12 protein-coding genes and 1 riboswitch are annotated in these 17,473 nt (G+C 72.2%); of the genes, 5 read left to right on the forward strand and 7 right to left on the reverse strand.

The window, feature by feature from the left end:
* Nucleotides 1-105 precede the first annotated feature (105 nt).
* Nucleotides 106-3,273 (reverse strand): bifunctional acetate--CoA ligase family protein/GNAT family N-acetyltransferase, encoded by a 3,168-nt coding sequence (locus QUY26_RS09200; RefSeq protein ID WP_289944908.1) that lies wholly within the window; start codon nt 3,271-3,273, stop codon nt 106-108.
* 180 nt (nt 3,274-3,453) lie between these two features.
* Between QUY26_RS09200 and QUY26_RS09205 the strand changes: the two genes are divergently transcribed.
* Entirely contained in the window at nt 3,454-3,735 is a 282-nt protein-coding gene (locus QUY26_RS09205; RefSeq protein ID WP_289944909.1) for an HPr family phosphocarrier protein, read from the forward strand.
* 348 nt (nt 3,736-4,083) lie between these two features.
* Here the strand turns inward: QUY26_RS09205 and QUY26_RS09210 are convergent, their stop codons facing one another.
* From QUY26_RS09210 to QUY26_RS09225, 4 genes are all read right to left on the reverse strand, one after another.
* Nucleotides 4,084-4,770, reverse strand: a complete 687-nt coding sequence (locus tag QUY26_RS09210) for a GntR family transcriptional regulator (RefSeq protein WP_289944910.1) — start codon at nt 4,768-4,770, stop codon at nt 4,084-4,086.
* 234 nt (nt 4,771-5,004) lie between these two features.
* Complete coding sequence (locus QUY26_RS09215) at nt 5,005-5,832, reverse strand: M23 family metallopeptidase (protein WP_289944911.1); 828 nt, start codon at nt 5,830-5,832, stop codon at nt 5,005-5,007.
* 13 nt (nt 5,833-5,845) lie between these two features.
* Nucleotides 5,846-6,006: riboswitch (cyclic di-AMP (ydaO/yuaA leader) on the reverse strand.
* A 296-nt stretch (nt 6,007-6,302) separates the two neighbouring features.
* Nucleotides 6,303-7,688, reverse strand: a complete 1,386-nt coding sequence (locus tag QUY26_RS09220; protein WP_289944912.1) for a M16 family metallopeptidase — start codon at nt 7,686-7,688, stop codon at nt 6,303-6,305.
* Nucleotides 7,685-9,061 carry a M16 family metallopeptidase gene (locus QUY26_RS09225; RefSeq protein ID WP_289955612.1) on the reverse strand — a complete coding sequence of 459 codons (1,377 nt, stop codon included), beginning with the start codon at nt 9,059-9,061 and terminating at the stop codon, nt 7,685-7,687. Before QUY26_RS09225 ends, QUY26_RS09220 begins: the two co-directional genes overlap by 4 nt.
* 418 nt (nt 9,062-9,479) lie before the next feature.
* Here QUY26_RS09225 and QUY26_RS09230 point away from each other — a divergent pair, with 418 nt between their 5' ends.
* Nucleotides 9,480-11,933 (forward strand): DNA gyrase/topoisomerase IV subunit A, encoded by a 2,454-nt coding sequence (locus tag QUY26_RS09230; protein WP_289944914.1) that lies wholly within the window; start codon nt 9,480-9,482, stop codon nt 11,931-11,933.
* Here QUY26_RS09230 and QUY26_RS09235 read toward each other — a convergent pair whose 3' ends face one another.
* Nucleotides 11,934-13,142, reverse strand: a complete 1,209-nt coding sequence (locus QUY26_RS09235) for a CobW family GTP-binding protein (protein ID WP_289944916.1) — start codon at nt 13,140-13,142, stop codon at nt 11,934-11,936.
* Between the two features lie 346 nt (nt 13,143-13,488).
* Here QUY26_RS09235 and QUY26_RS09240 point away from each other — a divergent pair, with 346 nt between their 5' ends.
* Nucleotides 13,489-14,064: a DUF6082 family protein gene (locus tag QUY26_RS09240; protein ID WP_289944918.1), complete on the forward strand. Its 576-nt coding sequence runs from the start codon at nt 13,489-13,491 to the stop codon at nt 14,062-14,064.
* A 242-nt stretch (nt 14,065-14,306) separates the two neighbouring features.
* Nucleotides 14,307-14,543, forward strand: a complete 237-nt coding sequence (locus tag QUY26_RS09245) for a hypothetical protein (protein ID WP_289944920.1) — start codon at nt 14,307-14,309, stop codon at nt 14,541-14,543.
* 224 nt (nt 14,544-14,767) lie between these two features.
* Here the strand turns inward: QUY26_RS09245 and QUY26_RS09250 are convergent, their stop codons facing one another.
* A complete protein-coding gene (locus QUY26_RS09250) occupies nt 14,768-15,970 on the reverse strand; it encodes a citrate synthase/methylcitrate synthase (RefSeq protein WP_289944921.1) in 1,203 nt (400 codons plus the stop codon).
* Nucleotides 15,971-16,090: 120 nt separating this feature from the next.
* On the opposite strand from QUY26_RS09250, the gene QUY26_RS09255 reads away from it, so the two are divergent.
* A complete protein-coding gene (locus tag QUY26_RS09255) occupies nt 16,091-17,437 on the forward strand; it encodes a citrate synthase (RefSeq protein ID WP_289944925.1) in 1,347 nt (448 codons plus the stop codon).
* The last annotated feature ends 36 nt before the right edge of the window (nt 17,438-17,473 follow it).

The raw sequence follows: 17,473 nt of genomic DNA on the forward strand, positions 1-17,473 counted from the left end.
ACGGCCCGGCGCCTGGCCCAAGGTGCCCAGTGGCCGCGCGGGCACCCCCTGTGCGCACTCGTCGGCCACGCGCGCGGGGCATCGGCGGGCCACGGGCGCACGCCGTCAGTACGCGGGCAGGGTGCGCGGGCCCAGGTCGTCGCGGGCGGGCGGCGGGGCGAGGCGCACGGTCGCGCTGAGGACGGAGAGGCCTTCCTGCGCGACGACCACCGGCTCCAGTGAGACGGTGACCACTTCGGGGTGATCGTCGACGAGCCGCGAGAGGCGCATCAGGAGCTCTTCGAGGGCGGGGGTGTCCACGGGGGCCGAACCCCGCCAGCCGAACAGGAGCGGGGCCGTCCGGATCGACCGGACGAGGTTGCCCGCCTCCCGGTCGGTGACCGGAATCAGCCGGTGCGCGGTGTCGCCGAGCAGTTCGGAGGCCGCTCCGGCGAGCCCGAAGGACAGCACGGCACCGGCGACGGGGTCGTGGCCCGCGCGCACGACGGTGTCCACGCCGCGGGCCACCATGGCCTGGACGACGGGGCGCAGCTCGGCGGGCCTGCCGAGGGTGTGGGTCAGCTCCCGGTAGGCGCGCCGCAGTTGTTCCTCGTCGGCGAGGTCGAGGCGGACGCCGCCGAGGTCGGGGCGGTGGCGCAGGTGGGGCGCGGTGGTCTTGAGGGCGACGGGGTAGCCGGCCTCGCGCGCGGCGCGGACCGCGGTGTCGGCGTCGGGGGCGGCCAGGGCCCGGCGCACGCCGATGCCGTACCGCGCGAGCAGGTCGTGGGCGTCGTCGGCGTCGAGGGTGACCCCGCGGACGTCGTCGGCCTTGGCCAGGAGGCGCTCGATCAGTTCGCCCGCGCCCTGTTCGTCGATGTCGTCGTACTCGGGCACCTTGCCGGGCTCGGCGATGTCACGCCGCCACTGGGCGTACTTGACGGCCTCGGCGAGCGCGCGGACGGCCCGCTCGGCCGCGGGGTAGGCGGGGATGCGGTGGTGGGGCGGCGGGTCCGCGCGGGGGGTGGGGCCCGGCCGGTCGGCCCGGGGCGGGGGTGCGCCGGGTCCGGCCTGGGGGCGCGGTGGAGCGGGCGGGGGTGTCGGTGCGGTGGGGGCGGCGGGGTGGGCGAGGTCGGTCGGGTGGGCCGGGCCCGCTGGGTGAGCCGTGTCCTCCGGGCGAGCCGGTCCCGACAGGTGGCCCGGGCCCGCCGCGCGGGCCGCGTCCCCTTGGGGGCTCGATCCCCGCGCACGGCCCGTGTCCCCCTGGTGACCCGACCCCACCGGATGGACCTGGTCTCCCTGCTCCGTGACCGCCGCCGCGCGCGGCCCCGTGCTCGCCGCCGCGGACAGGGCCTTCGCGAGGCCGCCCAGCTCCACGTGCACGACCGTGACCGGCTTCGTGGGGCAGCTCGCGGCGGCGGCGCGCAGGGCCGTCGCCAGGGACTCGTCCTCGCCCTTGCGGCCGGCTTCGCCGAGGGACGGGATGACGGTGACGACGACCGCGTCACAGCCCTCGTCGGCCAGCGCGGCGGCGAGCGCGGTGCGGAAGTCGTCCGGGGACGCGGAGGTCGTCAGGTCCAGGGGCGGCAGCGGCCGCAGGCCTTCGGCGACGCAGGCGTCGTACGTGAGCAGGCCGAGCGACTCGGAGTTGCCGAGGATGGCGACGCGGGGCCCCGCGGGCAGCGGCTGCCCGGCGAGGAGCAGTCCGGCGTCGACGAGTTCGGTGACGGTGTCCACGCGGATCACCCCGGCCTGCCGCAGCAGCGCCGACACGGTGGCGTGCGGGAGGCGGGTGGCGGCGCCCGCGTGGCCGGTGGGCGCGATGCCGCTGTGCCGGGCGCCCTGGACGACGACGAGGGGCTTCACGGCTGCGGTGCGGCGGGCGAGGCGGGTGAACTTGCGGGGGTTGCCGATGGATTCGAGGTACATCAGGGCGACGTCGGTGTCCGGGTCGTCGTACCAGTACTGGAGCACGTCGTTCCCGGAGACGTCCGCGCGGTTGCCGGTGCTGACGCACGTCGACAGGCCCCACAGGCCCGAGCCACGGCGGTGCAGCCGGGACAGGAGGGCGATGCCGATGGCGCCCGACTGGGTGAACAGGCCGAGGCGTCCGGCGGGCGGCAGGTCCGGCGCCAGGGAGGCGTTGAGGCGGGTCTCCGGAGAGGTGTTGATGACTCCGAAGGCGTTCGGTCCGATGATGCGCATCCCGTAGGAGCGTGCTTGGCGGACCAGTTCACGCTGCCGTTCGCGTCCCTCGGGGCCGCTCTCGGCGTATCCGGCGGAGATGACGACGAGCCCCTGGACGCCGTGTTCGCCGCAGTCGGCGACGGCCTGGGGGACGCGTTCGGCGGGGACGGCGACGACGGCGAGGTCGACGGGGTCGGCGATGTCGCGCACGGAGCGGTGGGCGGGCACCCCGTCGATGTCGGTGGCCCCTTCGGGGAGGGCACTGTTCACGGCGTACAGCCGCCCCGTGAAACCGGCTCCCAGGACGTTGCGCAGAATGCCGCGGCCGACGCCGTCCGGGGAGCGGCCCACGCCGATCACGGCGACGGAGCCGGGCGCGAGGAGGCGCTGCACGGAGCGGGCCTCGGCGCGCTGTTCACGGGCGCGCTGGACGGCCAGGGAGCGGTCGGTGGGTTCCAGGTCGAGTTCGAGGCGTACGACGCCGTCCTCGAAGCTGCGCCGCTGCTGATAGCCGGCGTCCGTGAAGACCTTGACCATCTTGGTGTTGGCGGGCAGGACCTCGGCGGCGAAGCGGCGGATGCCGCGCTCCCGGGCGACCGCCGCGATGTGTTCGAGGAGCGCGGAGGCGACGCCGCGGCCCTGGTGGGCGTCCTGGACGAGGAAGGCGACCTCGGCCGTTTCAAAGGGGGCGGGCGCGGAGCGCCCTCCGGCATGGGTGGTGGGGGGAGACGGGTGGGCGGGCGCGGAGGCGGGGCGGCCCTGGGCGTCGATGCGGTCGAAGCGGACGGTCGCGATGAACTCGCCGCCCACGGTGGCCGCGAGGCCCACGCGGTCCACGTGGTCGTGATGGGTGAAGCGGCGCACGTCCTTGGCGGACAGGCGGGGGTACGGAGCGAAGAAGCGGTAGTACTTCGACTCGTCGGAGACCTGCTCGAAGAAGCTGACCAGGCGGTCCGCGTCGGCGGCGGTGATGGGCCTGATCCGGGCGGTGCCCCCGTCCCGCAGCACGACGTCGGCCTCCCAGTGGGAGGGGTAGGGGTGCTGATCCGCGGGGGCGGGCGCGGCGCTGTCCGACGAGGTGTGCGCTGGGCCGTCCGCCGGGGTCTGCATGGGGCCAGAGTACGGGTCGCGCGGCCGCCCGGGCCGGGGCAGTGTAGGAGTGGTCGAAGAGACGGCCGGGTAGGGGTCGTACGTCCGTGGTGCGAGGTGACGGACGTCCGGCGGGAGCATCCGGGTCGGCATGAGATAGTGGTCTAGACAAGTGTGAGACACCTGGAAGGGCAGCAACACATGGCTGAGCGCCGCGTCAACGTCGGCTGGGCCGAGGGCCTCCACGCCCGGCCCGCCTCCATCTTCGTCCGCGCGGCCACGGCCGCCGGCGTCCCCGTGACGATCGCCAAGGCCGGCGGCAGCCCGGTCAACGCCGCCTCCATGCTCGGGGTGCTCGGTCTGGGCGCGCAGGGCGGCGAGGAGATCGTGCTCGCTTCGGACGCCGAGGGCGCGGATGCCGCTCTCGACCGCCTGGCGAAGCTGGTCGCCGAGGGGCTCGAGGAGCTTCCCGAGACCGTCTAGTGCGCCTGGCGCTCTGTACGCAGAGAACGCCGCCCGGCACATACGCGAGGGGCCCGTCCTGAATGCAGGACGGGCCCCTCGCGTATCCGGCACACGTCTCATGACGCATGGACAGCCGCCCGACCGGCGCATATGCGGTCACCCCACCGGCACCTGTGCGGCCGACTGACAGCACATATGCGGTCGACCGACCGACACATATGCAGTCGCACATCCAGCACCCATGCAGTCGCACATCCGGCGCGCATTCAGCACATATTCAGCGTCCATTCGGCGCATATCCGAAGTCGAAATTCAGGTAGCGAAAGGCGACCGCGGACACGTCCCTATTTGTATACGGCGCCGCCGTTAATTCCGAGCGCTCACCGTGTTGACGGCATGTTGCGAATCCCTCACACGCCCGGCGCGGGGGCCGGTCCGCGGCCGGTGCGCCACGGGGGCGCGCTCGGCGTGCAGCGCGGTGAGCGTGCGGGCCCGCTCCGCGTCGCCGCGGGCCACGGCGTCGACGACGGCGGCGCGCTCCGACCAGGTCTGCGCGGGGGCGGCCTGGGGCTCCGCGACGTACATCCAGGCGATCTTGTGGCGGAGCTGGGTGAGCAGGGCGATCAGACTGGGGCTCGACGAGGCCTGTGTGAGCGTCTCGTGGAACCAGCCGTCGAGCGAGCGGAGGTCCTCGGAGCCGCCGCGCCGGGCGCGTTCCTTGCCGAGCCGGACGAGCCCGCGCAGGACCTTCAGATGGGCGTCGGTGCGGCGCTGGGCGGCGCGGGCGGCCGCCAGGGGCTCCAGGAGCGCGCGGATCTCCAGGAGGTCGGCGGCGTCCTGCTCGGTGGGCTCGGCGACGCAGGCGCCCGCGTGCCTGCGGGTGACGACGAAGCCCTCGGCCTCCAGCGTGCGCAGCGCCTCGCGCACGGGGACGCGGGAGACGCCGTAGCGGCGGGCGAGCAGTTCCTCGGTGAGGCGCGTGCCGCGTTCGTAGACACCGGAGACGATGTCGTCCCGGATGGCCGTGCATACCGAGTGCGCGGGAATGCGCATGACGGACCTCCGTTTAAATGCCCGCGAAACGCGTCGGCCGACGCGTCGAATGGCGCTCGTTCAACGACTCCATCGAGCCTGCCGCCATGAACTCTATTGCAGAAGGCCGGGTTTTCCGACGGGAGGGCGGAATCCATGGATATCTTTTGGCCAAAGGGGCGCACATGCACAGGAAAGCCCCGGCTCGGTGAGCCGGGGCTTTCCTACGTCCGGGAGGTTCCCCGGCATCAGGATTCAGACGTTGACGCCGTGCGAGCGGAGGTACGCCACGGGGTCGATGTCGGAGCCGTAGTCGGCGCCGGTGCGGGCCTCGAAGTGCAGGTGCGGGCCGCTGGAGTTGCCTGTCGAGCCGGAGAGGCCGATCTGCTGGCCCGGGGTGACCGCCTGGCCGACGGTGACGCTGAGGGACGACATGTGGCCGTACTGCGTGTACGTGCCGTCGTTGTGGCGGATCACGACGTTGTTGCCGTAGGCGCCGCCCCAGCCGGCCTCGACGACGGTGCCCGCGGCGACCGCCTGGACCTGGGTGCCGGACGCGGCGTGGAAGTCGACGCCGGTGTGGCTGCCGGAGGACCACATGGCGCCGCCGGTCTTGTAGCCGGTGGAGACGTAGCCGCCCTCGATCGGCGCGACGTAGGAGCCGAGGCGCTTGCGCTCGGCCTCGCGGGCGGCGCGCTCCTTGGCCTCGCGCTCCTTCTTGGCCTTCACCTTCGCGGCGGCCTCGGCCTTCCGCTTCGCCTCGGCGGCCTTGCGCTTGGCCTCGGCGGCCTGGGCGCGGGCCTCGGCCTCGGCCTTCTTCTGGGCGGCGGCCTCGGCGGCGGCGTGCTTCTGGGCCGCGGCCTGGGCGTCGACCTCGTCGGCCAGGGAGTCCCCGACGGAGACGGACTGGGTGAGGCCGGTGTGCGCGTACTCCGCGGAGCTGCCTTCGGCGGCGAGGGCCGGAGCGGCCAGGCCCGAGATGACCCCGGTGGTGGTGAGCGCGGCGACGCCCGCGGCGCTTGCGGTCGTGCGCGAGATGCGGCTCGGACGGCGGTGCTTGCCGGTCGGGCGGGTGAACGCCATGAAGCGGCTGATCCTTTCCTTCCTTCTCGCCTACCGGGTTAGCTGACGGGTTCGGAGCAGGAAGGTCTCCTACGGGCTCCTCGCCTCGCGGCAAGGGGTCCGATTCACCCCAGGGACGTGTGGGTCCCCGGCTCCCCTGGCTCGCGCCGTACGGGGACTCGGCGATGACTGTCCGGTGCCGCGGGCGCGGCTTACTGCCTGACGGACAGCCGGACCGACGCTAAACGTCTCATCTTTCAATCGACAAACGAATCAGGCCTTTTGTAGCGCACGCCACAGCGCAGACGAGCAACCTCCATGCCAATTCGGACATATGGCGGCATGCAGGGACCCCAGCGGCTTCCTGAGCCACTGGGGTCCCTGTTCTTACGAGGCATTGATGACGCTATGTCCGGCTTTACGACAGCGGCTCGCCGCCGCCGGTCCGGCACCGCCGGTTCACACCCCGTCCCCGCCGTCCGTCCCGGCAATCAGCCGGTGACCACCGTCACTTCACCGATGCCGAGCGCCTTGACGGGCTCCTCGATCTGCGCGGCGTCGCCCACGAGGACCGTCACCAGGCGGTCCTCCGGGAAGGCGCTCACGACGGCCGCGGTGGCCTCCACGGTGCCCGTCTGCGCCAACTGGCGGTACAGGTGGGCCTGGAAGTCGTCCGGCAGGTTCTGCTCGACCTGGTCGGCGAGGGTGGCGGCGACGGCCGCCGCCGTCTCGTACTTCAGCGGGGCGACGCCGACGAGGTTCTGCACGGCGACATCGCGCTCGGGGTCCGTCAGGCCCTCCGCGGCGAGTGTGCGCAGGACCTTCCACAGGTCGTCGAGGGCCGGGCCCGTGTTGGGGGTGTCCACGGAGCCGCTGATGGCGAGCATCGCGGCGCCCGTTCCGTCCGGGGCGGAGCGCAGGACCTGGGCGAAGGCGCGCACTCCGTAGGTGTAGCCCTTCTCCTCGCGCAGGACGCGGTCCAGGCGCGAGGTGAGGGTGCCGCCCAGGCAGTACGTGCCGAGGACCTGAGCGGCCCACACGCGGTCGTGCCGGTCCGGGCCCACCCGGCCGATGAGCAGCTGCGTCTGGACGGCGCCGGGGCGGTCCACGATGACGACGCGGCCCCGGTCGTCGGCGGTCACCGGGGGCACCGGGCGCGGCTCGGCCGCCCCGCCGGTCCAGGCGCCGAGGGTGTCGGCGAGGACGGCGTCCAGGTCGATGCCGGTGAGGTCGCCGACGATCACGGCGGTGGCCGTGGCGGGACGGACGTGCCTCTCGTAGAAGGCGCGTACGGCCGCCGAGTCGATGGCCGAGACCGTCTCCTCCGTGCCCTGGCGCGGCCGCGACATGCGCGCGGAGGCCGGGAAGAGCTCCTTGGAGAGTTCCTTGGCGGCGCGGCGTGCCGGGTTGGCGGCCTCGTGCGGGATCTCGTCCAGGCGGTTGCGGACCAGGCGCTCGACCTCGCTGTCGGCGAACGCGGGCGCCCGCAGGGCGTCGGCGAGCAGGCCGAGCGCCTTGGGCAGCCGGGAGACGGGCACTTCCAGGGAGACCCGGACACCGGGGTGGTCCGCGTGCGCGTCGAGGGTGGCACCACAGCGGTCGAGCTCGGCGGCGAACTCCTCGGCGGAGTGCTTGTCGGTGCCTTCGGAGAAGGCCCTCGCCATGATCGTGGCGACGCCGTCCAGGCCCTTCGGCTCGGCGTCCAAGGGGGCGTCGAGGTGGATCTCCACGGCGACGAGCTGCTGGCCGGGGCGGTCGCAGCGCAGCACGGTCAGGCCGTTGCCGAGCGCGCCGCGCTCGGGGGCGGGGAAGGCCCAGGGCCTGGCGCTGCCCGCCTGGGGCTGCGGGTGGAACTGCATCGTTGCGGCCTCGGTCACTTCGCCGTCTCCTCGTCTTCCTCGTCGGTGCCGGCGGCGCCTTCGGGGCCGGTGTCGTCCGCGTCCTGGGGAGCGATGGGTTCGTACACGAGCACCGCGCGGTTGTCGGGGCGCAGGCGGGCCTTGGCGACCTCCTGGACCTCCTCGGCGGTGATGTCGAGGACGCGCTGGACGGCGGTGAGGGCGAGCTGGGGGTCGCCGAACAGGACGGCGTACCGGCACAGTTCGTCGGCGCGGCCCGCGACCGTGCCCAGCCGGTCCAGCCACTCGCGCTCCAACTGGGCCTGGGCGCGCTCCATCTCCTCCGGCGTGGGGCCCTCCGCGGCGAACCGGGCCAGCTCCTCGTCGACGGCGGCCTCGATGACGGGGACCTCCACGTCGCCGGACGTCTTCACGTCGAGCCAGCCGAGGGAGGGCGCGCCGGCGAGGCGCAGCAGCCCGAAGCCGGCGGTGACCGCGGTGCGGTCACGGCGCACGAGGCGGTTGTACAGGCGCGAGGACTCGCCGCTGCCGAGGACCGTGAGCGCCAGGTCGGCCGCGTCGCACGCGCGCGTGCCGTCCTCCGGGAGGCGGTAGGCGGCCATCAGGGCGCGCGCGGGGACCTCCTCCTCGACGACCTCGCGCAGCTCCTTGCCGATGCGCTCGGGCAGCGAGCCGTCGCGCGGGGGCTGCTTGCCGTCGTGCGAGGGGATGGAGCCGAAGTACTTCTCGACCCAGGCGAGCGTCTGCTCGGGGTCGATGTCGCCGACGACCGAGAGGACCGCGTTGTTGGGCGCGTAGTACGTACGGAAGAACTCCCGCGCGTCCTCGAGGGTGGCCGCGTCCAGGTCGGCCATGGAGCCGATGGGCGTGTGGTGGTAGGGGTGACCCTCGGGGTACGAGAGGGCGGTCAGCTTCTCGAAGGCCGTGCCGTACGGAACGTTGTCGTAGCGCTGGCGGCGTTCGTTCTTGACGACGTCCCGCTGGTTCTCCATCGACTCTTCGTCGAGCGCCGACAGGAGGGAGCCCATGCGGTCGGCCTCCAGCCAGAGGGCGAGCTCCAGCTGGTGGGTCGGCATCGTCTCGAAGTAGTTGGTGCGCTCGAAGCTGGTGGTGCCGTTCAGCGAGCCGCCGGCGCCCTGCACCAGCTCGAAGTGGCCGTTGCCCTGGACCTGCTTCGACCCCTGGAACATCAGGTGCTCGAAGAGGTGGGCGAGGCCCGTACGGCCCTTGACCTCGTGGCGGGAACCGACGTCGTACCAGAGGCAGACCGCGGCGACCGGGGTCAGGTGGTCCTCGGAGAGCACCACGCGCAGGCCGTTGGCCAGCCGGTGCTCGGTCGCTGTCAGGCCGCCGGAGCCGGCCTCGGCTGTGGCCGTGTGACCCATGGGCATGTACGTCCCTTCGATCGCGAAATCCTCGATAAGTGCTGCCAAGTCCTGCCACTGTAAGCAAGGCCTCGGACCCCTGGCGAAGTTCCCGCTCCGCCCTCGGCGTAGTCGGGTTTCGCCCTCGGCGTGATCCGCCGCGGGTGCGGACGCCGTCCGGCCGGGCGGGTGAGCCGCGGAGGCGGTGGGACCGGTGGGGCGTGCGCTCGGCGCGGGCGCGCCGTGGGGGCGCCGCCGCGGGGTCGATGCGGGTGGGGCGCGCGGCCGGTGGGCGTGCGGCGCGTGGGCGGTACGGGTGCGGCGCGCGGTTGACGCGCGCTCGGGGCCCGCCCACTACCGGGTCGTGGTCGGCGTTGTCAGTGGGACAGTCCACAATGGTCGGCGTCAGATCCCGCACTTTGTTGGTGAAGGAGCCGCAGCAGCGATGGCCCGCCGCAGCACGAAGACCCCGCCGCCCGACGACTCGTTCGAGGAGAAGATCCTCGACATCGACGTCGTCGACGAGATGCAGGGCTCCTTCCTCGAGTACGCCTACTCCGTCATCTACTCCCGCGCCCTGCCCGACGCCAGGGACGGCCTGAAGCCGGTGCACCGCCGCATCGTCTACCAGATGAACGAGATGGGCCTGCGCCCCGAGCGCGGCTACGTGAAGTGCGCCCGCGTCGTCGGCGAGGTCATGGGCAAGCTGCACCCCCACGGCGACGCGTCGATCTACGACGCCCTGGTGCGCATGGCGCAGCCCTTCTCCATGCGCCTCCCCCTGGTCGACGGCCACGGCAACTTCGGCTCCCTCGGCAACGACGACCCGCCCGCCGCGATGCGGTACACCGAATGCCGCATGGCCGACGCGACCTCCTTGATGACGGAGTCCATCGACGAGAACACGGTCGACTTCGAGCCGAACTACGACGGCCAGGAGCAGGAGCCGGTCGCGCTCCCCGCGGCGTATCCGAACCTCCTGGTGAACGGCTCCTCCGGCATCGCCGTCGGCATGGCGACGAACATGCCGCCGCACAACCTGGGCGAGGTCATCGCCGCCGCCCGGCACCTGATCAAGCACCCGGGCGCCGACCTCGACACGCTCATGCGCTTCATCCCGGGCCCGGACCTGCCCACGGGCGGCCGCATCGTCGGCCTGTCCGGCATCAAGGACGCGTACGAATCGGGGCGCGGCACCTTCAAGATGCGCGCCACGGTCTCCGTGGAGTCGGTGACCGCGCGCCGCAAGGGCCTGGTCGTCACGGAACTGCCCTTCTCCGTGGGCCCCGAGAAGGTCATCTCCAAGATCAAGGACCTGGTCGGCTCGAAGAAGCTGCAGGGCATCGCCGACGTCAAGGACCTCACCGACCGCCAGCACGGCCTGCGCCTGGTCATCGAGATCAAGAACGGCTTCGTCCCTGAGGCCGTCCTGGAGCAGCTGTACAAGCTGACGCCGATGGAGGAGTCCTTCGGCATCAACAACGTCGCCCTGGTGGACGGCCAGCCGCTCACGCTCGGCCTCAAGGAGCTCCTCGAGGTCTATCTCGACCACCGCTTCGACGTCGTGCGGCGCCGCAGTGAGTTCCGTCGCGGCAAGAAGCAGGCCCGGCTGCACCTGGTGGAGGGCCTGCTCGTCGCCCTCCTCGACATCGACGAGGTCATCCGCCTCATCCGCTCCAGCGAGAACTCCGCGCAGGCCAAGGAGCGGCTGATGGAGCGCTTCTCGCTGAGCGAGGTCCAGACGCAGTACATCCTGGACACGCCGCTGCGCCGCCTCACCAAGTACGACCGCATCGAGCTGGAGTCCGAGCGCGACAAGCTGAAGGCGGAGATCGAGGAGCTGACGCGGATCCTGGAGTCCGACGCGGAGCTGCGCAAGCTGGTCTCCGCCGAACTGGCCGCCGTGGCCAAGAAGTTCGGCACGGACCGGCGCACGGTGCTCCTGGAGTCGGCGGGCGTGCCCGCGGCCGCGGTGCCGCTGCAGGTGGCCGACGACCCGTGCCGGGTGCTCCTGTCGTCGACAGGGCTGCTCGCGCGCACGGCCAACGGCGAGCCCTTCGGGGAGAGCGACGGCAAGCGCGTCAAGCACGACGTGATCGTCTCCGCGGTGCCCGCGACGGCGCGCGGCGAGGTGGGCGCGGTGACCTCCGAGGGGCGGCTCCTTCGGCTCTCCGTGGTGGACCTTCCCCAGCTTCCGGACACGGCTTCGGCGCCCAACCTCTCCGGCGGGGCGCCGGTCGCGGAGTTGCTCTCCCTGAATGCGGACGAGAAGCTGATCTGCCTGATGACGCTGGACGAGTCCTCACCGGGCCTGGCGCTCGGCACCGAACAGGGCGTCGTCAAGCGTGTGGTGCCCGACTATCCGGCCAACAAGGAAGAGCTGGAGGTCATCACCCTCAAGGACGGCGACCGCATCGTCGGCGCGGCCGAGCTGCGCACGGGCGAGGAGGACCTGGTCTTCATCACGGACGACGCGCAGCTGCTGCGCTATCCGGCGGGGCAGGTCCGCCCGCAGGGCCGTCCGGCGGGCGGCATGGCGGGCATCAAGCTCTCCGACGGCGCGAAGGTCCTGTCCTTCACGGCCGTCGACCCCGCGGCGGACGCCGTGGTGTTCACGGTCGCGGGCTCGCGCGGCACCCTCGACGACTCGGTGCACACGACGGCGAAGGTCACGCCGTTCGACCAGTACCCGCGCAAGGGCCGCGCCACGGGCGGCGTGCGCTGCCAGCGGCTCCTGAAGGGCGAGGACTGCCTGAGCTTCGCCTGGGCGGGCCCGACGCCACCCCGCGCGGCCCAGCGCAACGGCCTTCCTGCGGAGCTGCCGGAGGTCGACCCGCGCCGGGACGGCTCCGGGGTGTCGCTGGCGAAGCCGGTGGCGGCGGTGGCGGGGCCGGTGTAGTCAGTCGTCGGAGCCGGGCTCATCCGAAGCGGGCTCGTCCGCGCCCGGGGCGGAGGCAGCGTCCGAGCTCGGCCCCGAGCCCGGTCCCGCGCCCGGCTCCCCCTCCGGCTCCTGTACGTAGCGCAGGACGCCCCACATGCCGAACTCATCGGTGTGCGGGGCGTCCTCGTCGTTCTCCCGGCACAGCGTCAGCTCCGCGTCCAGCGCCGTGACGTCTATGCCGGAGCCGATGAGGACGAGCTGGGTGAGGTGCTTCTCACCGGGCTCCCACGGCTCGGGGTAGAAGCGCAGGAAGCGGCCCACGGAGTGCACCGCGTACCGGTTGCGGGCGTCGGCGGCGCCGAAGTCGACGTACCCCTTGATGCGGTACAGCCCCTCGGGCCTGCTGTCGAGGAAGGCCATCAGACGGCGCGGGTTGAGGGGCGCTTCGGAGGTGAAGGAGAGGCTTTCGTAGCCGGCGTGCAGGTGGTGGGCGGGGTCGTCGCACCCGCAGGGAGCGTGGTCGGCGTCGGTCCGGTCGGAGCCGGGCCCCTCCGCGTTGGGCCCGTCGGCCCGGTCGTCGTGGTCATGCAGGTCGTCGAAGGACAGCTGCCCGACGCGCTCCCCCACGGGCTTGCGGTCGAGCAGCAGCGCCACGTCGACGCGTCCGTACGAGGCGGGGACGACGGCCGCGCGGTCGGTGAGGCGGCGCACCTCCGCGAGGATGCGCTCCCGTTCGGCGTCACTCACCCGGTCGGCCTTGTTGACGACGACGAGGTCCGCGACGCCCAGGTGCCGGTCGACCTCCGGATGCCGCTGCCTGGTGGCGTCGAACTCGGCGGCGTCGACGACCTCCACGAGACCGCCGTACACAATGTTCGGGTTCTCGCTGGCCAGCACCATCCGCATCAGCTCCTGCGGCTCGGCGAGCCCACTGGCCTCGATGACGATGACGTCGATACGGGCGGCCGGGTCGGCCAGTCGCTCCAGGTACTCGTCCAGTTCGCTGGCGTCCACGGCGCAGCACAGGCATCCGTTGCCGAGCGAGACGGTGGAGTCGCCGAGCGCTCCGGCGACGGCCATCGCGTCGATCTCGATGGACCCGAAATCGTTGACGATCGCGCCGATCCGGCTGCCTCCGCTGCGGTGCAGCAGATGGTTCAGGAGCGTCGTCTTTCCGGAGCCCAAAAAGCCGGTGAGGACGACAACCGGAATCTGCTGCTCACGCACGTGCGGCCCCTCGCGTCAACTCTCATCAAGGTGGATCAAGTCACTCAAGACGTGTACACATCGCGGGCGACGATGCTGTACGACGATTGAAGACCGCTCCAGGATATGTGCGCGTAGACGCGCCGGTTGGTGAACGATTGTTAGCGGCGCTCGCGGGGCACACATTGGGCACGGCGCAGGGAAATGTGGACGCCCTTTCCTTCCGTGCGCCTCCTCTCCGCCTCCCAGCCGATCAGAGCCGCTCGGGCACCCTGGGAGACGGCAAGCGCCGCCCATCGCTCGCCGGTCCGCGCCCCGTCGCCCCGACCCGACGACCGGCGGACGGTCGCCTGATTCGGGGGTTGACATGACCACACAGAAAAACGGCACAGGAGGGCTCTGTTCCGCGGCCGGGGCAGGACTCGCCCTCGCGGCCGGATGCCTCGCACTCCTGGCCGCCCAGCAGCGCAAATACGCAGAGCTCCGCGCACGGGCGGACCGGACGGAGCGCGCCGAGTGGCGGCGCGCCATGATGGCCGAGCAGCAGGAACTCCAGCTCTATCTGCTCCGGAAGGCGATCGAGGACCCCGATCTCGCGGCGGTCTACAGCGTCGCGGAAGCCGATTCACCCACACAGCGGCGCCAGTTCCTGTACGCCAACGCGCTCTACACCAACGCGGTGCTCGCCTACCGCAGTGGCGTCGTCACCTGGGAGGAACTCCACGGCCACCTGCGGTGGATCTGCACCAACCCGCTCTTCCGCCAGTACTGGCACGCCACCCGCCACCAGCGCGCCAGCCTGAAGGACTCCTCCGACGAAGCCAGGGTGGGCCGGATGACGGACACCATCATCCGCGACCTGGACGAGGCCGACACCGACGAGTACTGGGTGGTGGGTGAACCCCCGCCTGAATCGGACCGGCGTGAACCCCCGCCCAGGTAGGGCCGGTTGGAGCAGCCCGTGTCCAGGGGTGGGATAAGGAGCGGCTAACCTGTCCCCGCCCCGTCGTCCGCATCCCGGAGGGCGGGCGCCACGGCATGTCCACATCTCGGGGCGACGACCCTTCCTGCGTCCGAGCCCCTCCCCCTTTGCCTCATTTGCCTCATTCGCATCACCCTCCAGACCCGACACCCCACTACCGCCCCCTACCCCTGACCGTTCACTCCTCAAGGACCGGGATCCTCTTGAAGATCGTGCGCCGCATCGGTGCGTCACCACGGGAACGTGGCAGTCTCGCCGGCGACACCTGCCCCGACATCTTCGAACTCAGCAGCGGCGACTTCGCCGTCATCGGGACGGAAGCGACAGCGGCGCTCGACGGCGAGCTCCCCCCTGACGCCGCCCGCGCCCCTCACGAACGCATCGTGATCGTCAGCCGCGAGACACTCGTCCGCGCGAAGGCCGACATCCCCAACAGCTGACCGCGGCGCGGAGTGATGACCGGCGCTCACCGCGCCCTCTCCGTCGAGGTCCTCCGGCCACCCCGTTGAGGCCACCTCCGGATGACGAACCCCTCCGCTCGCCCCACCGACCTCGCGCGACGTGAGGCCCGGCGCCAGACCGGCACCGGGCCTCACAGCCGTTCCGGCTCCTGCCCTCAGCTGCCTGAGCCCGCCTGGGCCCGGACGGCCCCCGGCAGGCAGCATCAGGCCTCCGGCGTGGGCGCCTCCGCTCCCTCGGGCACCGGCACCGGAACCGGCGGCACCGGTCCCGCATACCGCGCCGCAGGCCGAATGATCTTCGAGTCCTCCGCCTGCTCGAGGAGGTTGGCGCTCCACCCGACCACCCGCGCGGACGCGAACGTCGGCGTGAACATCTCGCGCGGCAGCCCGCACAGCTCCATGACCACGCCTGCGTAGAACTCCACGTTCGTGTGGAGTTCACGGCCCGGCTTGAGCTCCGCGAGGATCGCCTCGACCTGCCGCTCCACCTCGACCGCGAACGCGACAAGGTCACCGCCGAACCCTTGCGCGATACCGCGGAGCATCCGGGAACGCGGGTCCTCGGTGCGGTACACCGGGTGTCCGAAGCCCATGATGCGCTCCCCCGCGAGGACCCGTTCACGGATCCAGGGGTCGATGCGGTCGGGGGTGCCGATGGCGTCGAGTGTGTCCAGGGCCCGGCTCGGCGCACCACCGTGAAGGGGGCCCGACAGCGCGCCGATCGCGCCCACGAGGCAGGCGGCCACATCCGCGCCGGTCGAGGCGATGACCCGGCCCGTGAACGTGGACGCGTTGAATCCATGGTCGATGGTGGAGATCAAGTACTGCTCGACCGCACGGGCCCGGTCGGCGTCCGGCCGTGAACCTGTCAGCATGTAGAGGTAGTTGGCCGCGTACGGCAGGTCGTCGCGCGGCTCGATCGGGTCGAGGCCCTGGCCCAGCCGGTACAGCGCGGTGAGCAGGGTCGGCACGACGGCGGACGCGGCGAGCGCGTCGGCGCGCCGCCGGTCCCCGTCGATGTCGTACACCGGGCGGAAGCCCTTGGCGGCCCCGAAGAGCGAAAGGGCCGAGCGCAGCCCGGCGAGCGGCCCCGACAGCGCGCTGGCCCGGGCGATGCCGGGCAGGGCCGCCCGCACCTCCTCGGGGAGGTGCCGCAGCGCGGCGGTCTGCCGAACGAAGGCGGGTCGCTGCGTGGCGTCCGGCAGCGAGCCGTGGAACATCAGGTGCCAGACGTCCTCGAAGCTGCGGGTCTGCGCGAGCTCCACGGCGGAGTACTGGCGGTAGTGGTAGAAGCCCTCGCGCCCCCGGACGTCGCCGAGTTGGGTCTCGGTGACGACGACGCCCGCGAGTCCACGTGGGACCTCGACGGGAGCGGTGGGGGTGGCGGCGGAGCCATTGATCGGCATGTTGTTCCTCGACTTCCTCCCTGGACTTGATTCGACTGTCCATGCTTGATTGAGATCCTGTCAATATTGATTGAATCAATATGCCCATGCAGGTATCGGGACATGGATACGGTGACGCCCATGACGGATCAAGAAGCGGGGCCCCGCGCCTCCGCGCGCGAGGACCGCCGCCTCAGCACCAAGGAAGCCGCAGAACTCCTCGGCGTGAAGCCGGAGACCGTGTACGCCTACGTGAGCCGCGGTCAGCTCAGCAGCCGCCGCGGCCCCGGCTCCCGGGGCAGCACCTTCGACCCCAAGGAGGTCCAGGCGCTGGCCCTCAGGAACAGGCGCGAGCCCGCCGCGGCCTCCGGAGCCAACGAGCTCTCCGTACGCACCCGCATCACGCTGATCGAGAAGGACCGCTACTACTTCCGCGGTGTGGACGCGGCGGCGCTTGCTCTGCGCCACTCCTACGAAGAGGTCGCGGAGTGGCTGTGGACCGGCGTGCTGCGGCCGGGCATCCACTTCACCGCGCCCCCGGAGCCGTCCGGCTCTGCCCGTCTGGCCGTGCGCGCGCTGCCGGAGCACTGCGGACCCACGGACCGCCTGCGTGTCGCGGCCATCGCCGCGGGAGCCTCCGACCCGCTCCGCTTCGACCTCTCCGAAGAGGCCGTCATCGGCACGGCCCGCACCCTCATCCCGACCCTCGTGGCCGCGCTCCCGCCCCTCAGGACCGGCCACCGGGACGGCGGACCGCTCGCTGGACGCCTCTGGAGCCGCCTCAGCGGGCACAAGCCCGACGACGCCTCCCTGAACGCCCTGGACACCGCGCTCGCGCTGCTCGTGGACCACGACCTGGCGGCGTCGACGCTCGCGGTCCGCGTCGCGGCATCCGCACGCGCCCACCCGTACGCAGCCGTGTCGGCGGGACTCGGCGTCCTGGAGGGCCCCCTGCACGGCGCTGCCAGCGGCCTCGCCCACCGCATGCTCCTCGAGGTCCTCGACCGCGGCACGGCGGCGCCCGTCGTCGCGAACGAACTGCGCGCGGGCCGCCGCGTCCCCGGCCTCGGCCACCGCGTCTACCAGGGCGAGGACCCGCGCGCGCAGGCACTGTTCGGCCTCCTGGAGACGATGCCGAAGGCCGGCCCGGCGCTGGCGGCGGCCCGGGACGTGGTGGCCACCACAGCCCGCCACACCGACCTGCACGCCAACGTGGACCTCGCGCTCGCCGTCCTCACGGCGTCGTCAGGCATGGCCGCGGAAGCGGGCGAGACTGTCTTCGCCGTGGCGCGCACGGCCGGGTGGATCGCGCATGCCCTGGAGGAGTACGGGGAGCGGCCGATGCGGATGCGCCCCGTGGGGCAGTACGTCGGGACGCGACCGCCCCAGCCGCTGCCGGAGGCGCAAGGCCTTCCCGGAGCGTCCGAGGGACCCGGCGCGACCGGCTCGTCCAACTCATCCGGCTCATCCGGCTCATCCAACAGGTGAAACCGGCTGGTCCGGCCGCGGGTTAGGCTCACCTCT

This window comes from Streptomyces flavofungini, from assembly GCF_030388665.1.
In the GTDB taxonomy this organism is placed as follows: domain Bacteria; phylum Actinomycetota; class Actinomycetes; order Streptomycetales; family Streptomycetaceae; genus Streptomyces; species Streptomyces flavofungini_A.

Bases quoted from the DNA above. Each gene is read 5' to 3' on its own strand.
- QUY26_RS09200 (WP_289944908.1), bottom strand. From the start codon at position 3,273: ATGCAGACCCCGGCGGACGGCCCAGCGCACACCTCGTCGGACAGCGCC.
- QUY26_RS09205 (WP_289944909.1), top strand. From the start codon at position 3,454: ATGGCTGAGCGCCGCGTCAACGTCGGCTGGGCCGAGGGCCTCCACGCC.
- QUY26_RS09210 (WP_289944910.1), bottom strand. From the start codon at position 4,770: ATGCGCATTCCCGCGCACTCGGTATGCACGGCCATCCGGGACGACATC.
- QUY26_RS09215 (WP_289944911.1), bottom strand. From the start codon at position 5,832: ATGGCGTTCACCCGCCCGACCGGCAAGCACCGCCGTCCGAGCCGCATC.
- QUY26_RS09225 (WP_289955612.1), bottom strand. From the start codon at position 9,061: ATGCCCATGGGTCACACGGCCACAGCCGAGGCCGGCTCCGGCGGCCTG.
- QUY26_RS09230 (WP_289944914.1), top strand. From the start codon at position 9,480: ATGGCCCGCCGCAGCACGAAGACCCCGCCGCCCGACGACTCGTTCGAG.
- QUY26_RS09240 (WP_289944918.1), top strand. From the start codon at position 13,489: ATGACCACACAGAAAAACGGCACAGGAGGGCTCTGTTCCGCGGCCGGG.
- QUY26_RS09250 (WP_289944921.1), bottom strand. From the start codon at position 15,970: ATGCCGATCAATGGCTCCGCCGCCACCCCCACCGCTCCCGTCGAGGTC.
- QUY26_RS09255 (WP_289944925.1), top strand. From the start codon at position 16,091: ATGACGGATCAAGAAGCGGGGCCCCGCGCCTCCGCGCGCGAGGACCGC.